The sequence below is a fragment of the Pseudodonghicola xiamenensis DSM 18339 genome, from assembly GCF_000429365.1.
Taxonomy (GTDB): Bacteria; Pseudomonadota; Alphaproteobacteria; order Rhodobacterales; family Rhodobacteraceae; genus Pseudodonghicola; species Pseudodonghicola xiamenensis.
Genome location: NZ_AUBS01000002.1, coordinates 415,474 through 424,098 on the forward strand (window position 1 = coordinate 415,474; position 8,625 = coordinate 424,098).

At 62.1% G+C, this 8,625-nt stretch carries 6 protein-coding genes and 1 rRNA gene; 2 read left to right on the forward strand and 5 right to left on the reverse strand.

Annotated features, from left to right (window positions below):
• Window positions 1-14: 14 nt before the first annotated feature.
• Together hutU and G455_RS23375 are read left to right on the forward strand one after the other, a co-directional pair.
• Window positions 15-1,715 (forward strand): urocanate hydratase, encoded by a 1,701-nt coding sequence (hutU, locus tag G455_RS0105040; protein ID WP_028092689.1) that lies wholly within the window; start codon window positions 15-17, stop codon window positions 1,713-1,715.
• Window positions 1,715-2,275, forward strand: a complete 561-nt coding sequence (locus tag G455_RS23375) for a HutD/Ves family protein (RefSeq protein ID WP_154664344.1) — start codon at window positions 1,715-1,717, stop codon at window positions 2,273-2,275. Before hutU ends, G455_RS23375 begins: the two co-directional genes overlap by 1 nt.
• Here the strand turns inward: G455_RS23375 and G455_RS0105050 are convergent.
• From G455_RS0105050 to rrf, 5 genes are all read right to left on the reverse strand, one after another.
• On the reverse strand, window positions 2,272-3,030 hold the full coding sequence (locus tag G455_RS0105050) for a UTRA domain-containing protein (RefSeq protein ID WP_028092690.1): 759 nt from the start codon (window positions 3,028-3,030) through the stop codon (window positions 2,272-2,274). The genes G455_RS23375 and G455_RS0105050 overlap by 4 nt on opposite strands.
• A gap of 223 nt (window positions 3,031-3,253) precedes the next feature.
• Window positions 3,254-4,366, reverse strand: coding sequence for an ABC transporter permease (locus tag G455_RS0105055; RefSeq protein ID WP_028092691.1), 1,113 nt, complete (start codon window positions 4,364-4,366; stop codon window positions 3,254-3,256).
• 1 nt (window position 4,367) lies between these two features.
• Window positions 4,368-7,097: a ribosome-associated ATPase/putative transporter RbbA gene (rbbA, locus tag G455_RS0105060; RefSeq protein ID WP_028092692.1), complete on the reverse strand. Its 2,730-nt coding sequence runs from the start codon at window positions 7,095-7,097 to the stop codon at window positions 4,368-4,370.
• A complete protein-coding gene (locus G455_RS0105065) occupies window positions 7,097-8,164 on the reverse strand; it encodes an HlyD family secretion protein (protein WP_028092693.1) in 1,068 nt (355 codons plus the stop codon). Before G455_RS0105065 ends, rbbA begins: the two co-directional genes overlap by 1 nt.
• A gap of 171 nt (window positions 8,165-8,335) precedes the next feature.
• A 5S ribosomal RNA gene (gene rrf, locus G455_RS0105070) occupies window positions 8,336-8,450 on the reverse strand.
• Window positions 8,451-8,625: the final 175 nt, after the last annotated feature.

An 8,625-nucleotide genomic window follows, 5' to 3' on the forward strand; every position in this document is an offset into this window, starting at 1 on the left:
TGAAAGGATTCCCCATGAGCACCTCCCGTCACAACACCCGCGACATATTTCCGCCCACCGGCCCCGAGCTGAACGCCAAGAGCTGGCAGACCGAAGCGCCGCTGCGCATGCTGATGAACAACCTGCACCCGGATGTGGCGGAAAACCCGCATGAGCTGGTGGTCTATGGCGGCATCGGTCGCGCCGCGCGCACCTGGGAGGATTTCGACGTCATCGTCGCAACGCTCAAGGATCTGGAAGCCGATGAAACCCTGGTCGTGCAATCCGGCAAGCCCATCGCGGTCATCCGCACCCATGCCGATGCGCCCCGGGTGCTGATCGCCAACTCAAACCTGGTGCCGCATTGGGCCACATGGGAGCATTTCAACGAGCTCGATAAGAAAGGCCTGATGATGTACGGTCAGATGACCGCCGGCTCCTGGATCTATATCGGGGCACAGGGCATCGTGCAGGGCACGTATGAGACCTTCGCAGAGGCCGGGCGCCAGCATTACGACGGCAAACTTACCGGCAAGTGGATCCTGACCGGAGGCTTGGGCGGCATGGGTGGCGCGCAGCCGCTGGCCGCGGTCATGGCAGGCGCCTGCTGTCTGGCGGTGGAATGCGACGAGGACCACGCCGATTTCCGCATTCGCACCCGCTATTGCGACGAGAAGACTCATTCGCTGGACGAGGCGCTGGCGATGATCGAACGCTGGACCATAGCCGGAGAAGCGAAATCCGTCGCGCTGATCGGCAATGCCGCCGAGGTTTTTCCCGAAATCCTGCGCCGGATGCAGGCCGGAGAGCCGCTGCCGAACGGGCGCCCCGATATCGTCACCGACCAGACCTCTGCGCATGATCCCTACCACGGCTACTTGCCGAAGGGCTGGACCGTCGCCGAATGGCGTGCCCGGCAGGAAAGCGAACCTGAAGAGGTGAACCGCGCGGCGCGGGCCTCGATGAAGGATCACGTGGCGGCCATGGTCGGCTTCTGGAACGCCGGTATTCCGACGCTCGATTACGGCAACAACATCCGGCAGATGGCCAAGGAAGAGGGGTTGGAGGACGCCTTCGCCTTCCCCGGCTTCGTGCCCGCATATATCCGGCCACTGTTCTGCCGGGGCATCGGCCCGTTCCGCTGGGCCGCGCTGTCAGGCGACCCCGAGGATATCTATAAGACCGATCAGGCCATGCGGGAGCTGTTCCCCGAAAACACCCATCTGCACCGCTGGCTCGACATGGCACGCGACCGGATCGCTTTTCAGGGCCTGCCTGCCCGTATCTGCTGGATCGGGTTGGGCGACCGCCACCGCGCCGGGCTGAAGTTCAACGAAATGGTCGCCTCGGGCGAGCTGAAGGCGCCGGTGGTGATCGGACGCGATCACCTCGATAGCGGATCGGTCGCCTCCCCCAACCGCGAGACCGAGGCCATGCGCGACGGGTCGGACGCGGTCTCCGACTGGCCGCTTCTGAATGCGCTAGTGAACACCGCGTCGGGGGCGACCTGGGTGTCGCTGCATCATGGCGGAGGCGTCGGCATGGGCTTTTCGCAACACGCCGGGGTGGTGATCTGTGCCGATGGCACCCCCGAGGCCGCCAAACGGCTGGAGAGGGTCCTGTGGAACGATCCGGCCTCGGGCGTCTGGCGCCACGCCGATGCCGGCTATCCCGAGGCGATCGAATGCGCCCGGGAACACGGGCTGCGGCTGCCGCGCATTCTGGGAGAGAAATGATGACCCGCCCCGAGCAGCTCCTCCGCGCGGCCGAACGGCCGTTCACCCCTTGGAAAAACGGAGGCGGGCTGACCGCCGAAGTGCTCTGTGTCCCGCAGGGCGCAGGGTTCGACGCATTCGACTGGCGCATCAGCACCGCCCGGGTGACACAATCCGGGCCATTTTCCATCTTTCCCGGTGTCGAACGATCCCTCAGCGTGATTGCTGGCGGCGCCATGATACTGCACTTCGGGGATGGTGCCGATATCACCATCTCGCGCCAGAGCGAGGCAGTGGCCTTTTCCGGCTCCCGCCCCTGCGAGGCCGAGCTTCAGGGCGAACCGCTGCTCGATCTCAATGTGATGGTGCGTGCACCCTATGCCTGTTCGGTACGGGCACCCGATCAGCCCGGCGTCTGCTCCGGCCCGGTGGTGGCGCGTTACCTCTTCGCACTCACAGAGATCCCCGCGCTGGGGCTGGAGACGCATGATCTGGCAGTTCTGAACGGGATGCCAGAAACAGCCTGGGCCGATCTTCCGGGTGACGATGCCCGGCTGATCGAGATCAGCGGGAGGACCTAAGACCGCGGGCCAGCGCCACCCGCCGGCAGGCCGGGTTCGAACTCGGCCACAAGCTGGTGCATCTCGCCGGGATAAAGCAAGCGCACATAGGTGACCCAATCCTGACCGACCTTGGTCTTGCGCAGGATTTCCAGCCCGGCGCCGCCCACTGGCAGCTCGAGAAGCTTGGCGTCGCGACCGCTGGCATTGATCGCCCGCACCTTGTGGCTGGCCTTGCTCCACGGCATGGATTTCAACAGCCAGATGCCCGGGCTCTGACGACTGAAATCCTCACCCTGGGCGGCGGTCACGACGTTGAGGTTGATGATCCGCGTTTCCAGACAAAAGGGCTCCTGCCGCGCCAGATGCAGCCCCTGGATATAGAGAACGTTCGCGATATCCTCTGACGAGGGTACATCCAGACTGCGCCGCTCCAGCTCACTGACGGTGCGGGTCTCGCATTGCAGCAGCTTCCAGTCGTAGGGCAACCCGAGCGCCTGGACTTCTTCCTCGATGTCGTTGATTTCCATCACCGCCGATTGCGCCCGCGGCTGCGCCACAAAGGTGCCGCGCCGCTTGCGCCGGATCAGGAAACCCTCTTGCGCAAGCTGGGTCAGAACCTTGTTCATGGTCATCCGCGACACGCCGTAGCTTTCGGCAAGCTCGGTTTCCTTGGCCAGATGATAACCCGGCTGCCAAACCCCTTCGACGATCTTCTGGCGCAGGTCCTCGAGGATCCGGGCATGATGGGTATCGGCCTGGCGCACGGATGTCATGTGCCGCAGTCCCTCCTGATGCAGGCGTGTTCAGGCCCTCCCCCTGCGGGAGCCTGTCTTCTTATGTGCAGACCCGAAAGAAAGATGCAAAGCGATTCAGGGAATTGGCTGCCCGCGACACCGGCTGCCGCCGCCTGCGCGGGCTTCTCGCCATCAGTATCCCTCCGCTCCGCTGAGGCCTGCCGCAACGATCCGCATTGCGATCGCGACATGGGCCGAGGGCCTATTTCAGAAACCGCCGGAAATAATGCAGCGAGATCGAGAACAGCGCCGCGCCGATCCCCGCAAGCCAGATCATCTGCGGCCAGATCACGTCGAGCCCGGCCCCCCGGAACAGCACGGATTGCGACAGGATCACATAATGGGTGTTGGGGGCGAACAGCATGATGTCCTGCACCAATTGCGGCATCGATTCCCGGGGCGTCTGCGCCCCAGACAGCACCTGCAGCGGCAAGAGCACCAGGATCATCAGAATCCCGAACTGCGGCATCGACCCCGCCACGGTCGCCAGGAAAATCCCCAGCGACGCGGTGGCAAAAAGGTGCAGTGCCGTCCCCAGCAGGAAAAGCGCCAAGGATCCGTTGACCGGAATGCCCAGCAGCCATTCGCACATGACCACCAGGGAAAACGCGGTTCCCACCAGCACCACCAGGCTCATCGACCAGATTTTGGACACCATGATCTCAAGCGGTGTCACCGGCATGACCAGAAGATGTTCGATGGTCCCATGTTCGCGTTCGCGGATCAGTGCAGCGCCAGCCAAGACAAGCGCCAGCAGGGTCACACTGTCGGAAATGCCCATGATCGCCTGGAACCAGCCGCCGTTCAGGGTAGGATTGTAACGGGCACGCAGCACCAGATCGGCCGAGGGCGGTTCGGACGACCGGTAGTGATTGAGGAATTCATTCACCTCGGCGGCGACGATCTGCTGCACATAACCCGAGCCTGAGAACGCCTGCGCCATCCGCGTCGCATCGACGTTGAGCTGAATTTCGGGCACCTTGCCCGCCAGAAGATCACGCTGGAACCCCGGCGGGATATCAAGGGCAAAGGTATCGCGCCCCTCATCCATCCGGCGATCCATCTCGCCCTGGGTGATCAGGACCGGCGGGGTGAAATAGGGCGGCTGAAACGCCTGGATGATCCGGTTCGACACTGGCGAATCGTCTTCATCCACCACCGAGATGGGGGCCCGGTTCAACGTTTCGATCACCGCCGTGGCCGAGGTGTAGATCTGCACAGTAAACGAGAAGACCACCAGAAACATCATGATCGGATCGCGCAGGAGGCCCCGGATCTCCTTGATCCCGAGATTCAGGATATTGACCAGATCCATCCTATTTCTCCTGCTTGCGCATCAGCGCCGTGGCGATTGCCAACAGCACCGGAATGGTCAGCACCAAAGGCCAGATCGAAGCGGCCAGATCGGCAAAGCCCAGCCCCTTGGAAAAGGCGCCGCGCGCAATCGTCATGAAATAGGTGGTGGGATATATACGTGAGATCACCGCCCCCAGCCCTTGCAAGGACGAAACCGGATCAATCAAACCGGAGAATTGTACCGCCGGCAGCAAGGTCCCCATCGCAGTGGCGAAAACGGCGGCAAGCTGGCTTTTCATGAAAGCGGAGACAACCAGCCCCAGCGCGGTTGCGGCGGAGACATAGAGAATGCCCGACAGGACATAGACCAGGAAGCTGCCGGTAAAAGGCACCTTGAAGATGAAGATCGCCACCGCGGTGATCAAAAAGAAATTCAGCGTGGCGATCGCGGTATAGGGCAATTGCTTGCCCAGCAGGAACTCCAGCCGGGTGACCGGCGTCACATAGAGGTTTGTGATCGACCCGAGTTCCTTTTCACGCACCACAGACAGGGTCGACAGCATCGCCGGGATCAGCATCAGCAACAACGGGATCACCGCCGGCACCATGGCAACAAGGCTTTTGATATCCGGGTTATAGCGATAGCGGAGCTGAAGGCTGAAATCTCCGGCCACGGCGGCATCGCCATATTCCTCGCGTGCCCTTTCAGTCAGCCAATAGGCGTGCATCCCCTGAACATAACCCTGCACCGTCTCGGCCCGGGTGGGATTGGCGCCATCGATCCAGGCGCCGATTTCAACATCCTTGCCCCGTAACAGATCGCGGCCGAAATGCGGCGGTATCTCCAATGCCAGATCCAGCCGACCCTCCCGCATGCGACGATCCATTTCAGCGTAATCCAGCAAGGGCGACTGTTCGATAAAGTAACGCGAGCCAGAAAGCTGATTGACATAGTCTTGGCTGATCTTGCTGTCATCGTGGTCCAGAACCGCAAAGCTCAGATCCTCGACATCCATGTTGATGCCGAGCCCGATCACCAGCATCAGAATAAGAGATCCGAGGATTGCCAGCGTTCCCCGGATCGGATCGCGGCGCAGCTCCATGGTTTCGCGCATGGCGTAACTGAACATACGACGCGGATCGAAGATGCGCCTGGACGGCGCACCCCGGTTCTGTTTGGGCCCAGTGGGCGCCGGAGCCTCAGCCGCGGCGTCGGTTTCCCCGATGGCCGCTTCAAGATAGTCAATGAAAGCGTCTTCCAGCGTCGCGGCGCCATGCGCCTCGACGATCGCCTGTGGCTGGTCCGAAACCAACACACGGCCCGCATGCATCAGCGAAATCCGATCACAGAGCATCGCTTCGTTCATGAAGTGTGTCGAGACGAAAATCGTCACCCCGTCCTTGCGCGACAGCTCTGCCAGGATTTGCCAGAATGCATCTCGCGCCACCGGATCCACGCCCGAGGTCGGCTCGTCGAGGATCAGGATATCGGGGGCGTGGATCATGGCAACCGCCAGCGACAGCCGCTGCCGTATCCCCAGAGGCAAGGCATCCGGTCGCACCCCCATCACATCGGTCAGGTCGAACCGTTCGGCCATTTCACGGATTCGCGGCGTGATGCGGGCCTCGTCCAGCTTGAACAGCCGCGCATGCAGATCGAGGTTCTGCGCCACCGTCAGCTCACCATAGAGAGAAAAGGCCTGGCTCATGTATCCGACCCGGCGGCGAATCGCGATATCCTGCGGTTTCACCTCCTGACCGAATAGCCTGGCATGGCCCTCGCTGGCCGACAAAAGCCCGGTCAGCATCTTCATCGTGGTCGTCTTGCCGCAGCCATTCGACCCGAGAAACCCGAAGATCTCACCACGCGGGATCTGGAAACTGACGTCATCCACCGCAGTGAAATCGCCAAACCGCATGGTCAGCCCTTCGGCCTCGATGGCGTAATCGCTGGCAACATGATCAAGCGGCGGGATTTCGACCCGGCGGTGCCCCATGCGGTCGGCCTCGGGCAACAGCGCGATGAATGCCGCATCCAGATCCGCCGCGCCGGTCTGCTGTCTCAGTTCGGCCGGGGTGCCGGTCGCCAGAACCTGGCCGGCATTCATCGCCACCAGCCAGTCAAAGCCGGCAGCCTCTTCCATATAGGCGGTTGCGACGATCACGCTCATCCCCGGACGGCCAGCGCGGATGCGGTCGATCAGGTCCCAGAACTGACGGCGCGATAGTGGATCAACACCGGTGGTAGGTTCATCGAGAATCAGCAGATCGGGATCGTGGATCAAGGCGCAGCACAAGCCCAGCTTCTGCTTCATGCCGCCCGACAATTTGCCGGCCGGCCGATCGCGAAACCGTTCGAGCCCGGTGGCCGTCAGCAGATCAGTGATCCGCGCCTCGCGCTCGGCCCGATCCAGGCCGAACAGCCGACCGAAGAAATCGACATTTTCGAAGACGGACAGGGTCTGATACAGGTTCTTGCCCAGTCCCTGCGGCATATAGGCGATACGCGGGCAGACCGCTTGCCGGTGCATGGTACTGCGCATGTCGCCGCCCAGAACCTGCAATTCACCCTGCTGCATCGCCCTGGCACCAGAGATCAGCGCCAGCAGGCTGGACTTGCCGACACCATCGGGTCCGATCAACCCGACCATCCGCCCCGCGGGGATATCCAGGCTGACCGTGTCGAGCGCCCGAACCGCCCCGTAGCTGAGCGTGACCGCCCCGCTGCGGACCACCGACGCCGCCGCCATTACTGCACCAGGTTACGATTGAGAAACTCAGGCCAGGGGGTCGTCGGGTCCAGCTTGACATAGGCCATGCCGGGCAGGCCGGTCTTCACCTGTTCCATGTAATGACGCAGCAGCTCCGGCGCGATCCGGGCGCGAACCCGAAAGGTCAGTTTCAGCCGCTCTTTCTCGGTCTCCACCGTTTTCGGGGTGAACTGCGCCACATCGGCGACGAAAGACACCCTGGCCGGGATTACCACGTCCGGGGCAGTGTCCATTACCAATCGCACTTCGGCCCCGAGGGCCACCCGTCCGGCCTGTTCGGTGGGCAGGAAGAAGCTCATGTAGACGTCAGAGACGTCGACCATATTGATCACTCGCCCGCCCGAGCCCAGCACTTCGCCCGGTTGTGCCAGCCGGTATTGCACCCGCCCGTCACGCGGCGCGGTCAGGGTGGCATCGTCGATCTGCGCGGAGACCCGGGCAACCGAGGCTCGTGCGGCCTCGACCGCGGCTTCGGCGTCGATCACCTGCGCCTCAGCCGCACCGATCGCGGCCTCCGAGGCCGCCACCGAGGCCCGCGCCGACGCCAGAGAGGCCCGCGCCTGGCGTTCCGAGGCACGATCGTCATCCAGGGTCTGTTGCGAGATCGCATTGCTCCGAACCAGATGTTCCGACCGTGCCAGACGGCTGGTCGCGGCATCCAAAACCGCTTGCTGCAGCTCGACACCGGCCTCTGCGGCCTCGCGTTCGGCCCTGCGCTGGGTGACGACACTGCGCGCCGTGTCAATGCCGATCTCGGCCCGGCGAAGCTGCGCCGAGGCCTCAGCCTTTTCCGCCATCAACTCTGAGGTATCCATCTGCGCCACCACCTGTCCCTCGGTGACGAAATCGCCCTCCTGCGGCAACACGTCTTTCAGACGCCCACCAGTCTTGGCCGCGATATCTATATCCACCGCCTCCAGCCGACCGTTACCGCTGGCAATTCCGACAGGAAGATCGGTGCCTTCGGCCCGACGCCACAGGCTATAGGCCAGCACGGTCCCCACGACGAGAATGATGATCAGCGTCCAGCGTGATTTCAACGTCATGATAACCCTGCGCATTGATGTGCAACACCGCGTTGCGTGCAGGATTCTGAATATTGAACTGATGTCCAACTTTCAACGCGCGAAACGCGTGGCGCAGACGCCGTCAGCATTTCGTCATCGACATATATTGGGATATTGATCGCTATAGAGAGGAATTAGAGCGCTTATTAGGACTGGCGGCGACCTACTCTCCCACGTCTTAAGACGCAGTACCATTGGCGCGACAGCGCTTAACGGCCGGGTTCGGGAAGGGACCGGGTGTTTCGCTTGTGCTATGACCACCAATCCGAATAAGGGCTCTACGTCGCGAGGTATTTGACCGTCGCGACGGGCAGGATGCATCGTATTTCACGGAGTAAAATGCGAGTTCCTGCTCGTTGATCAATCGTGTTGTCGAAGTCAGTACACTGTTGGGGTATGCTTTTGATTTTACAGTAAGTTTGTCTATTACTGGAACAAAT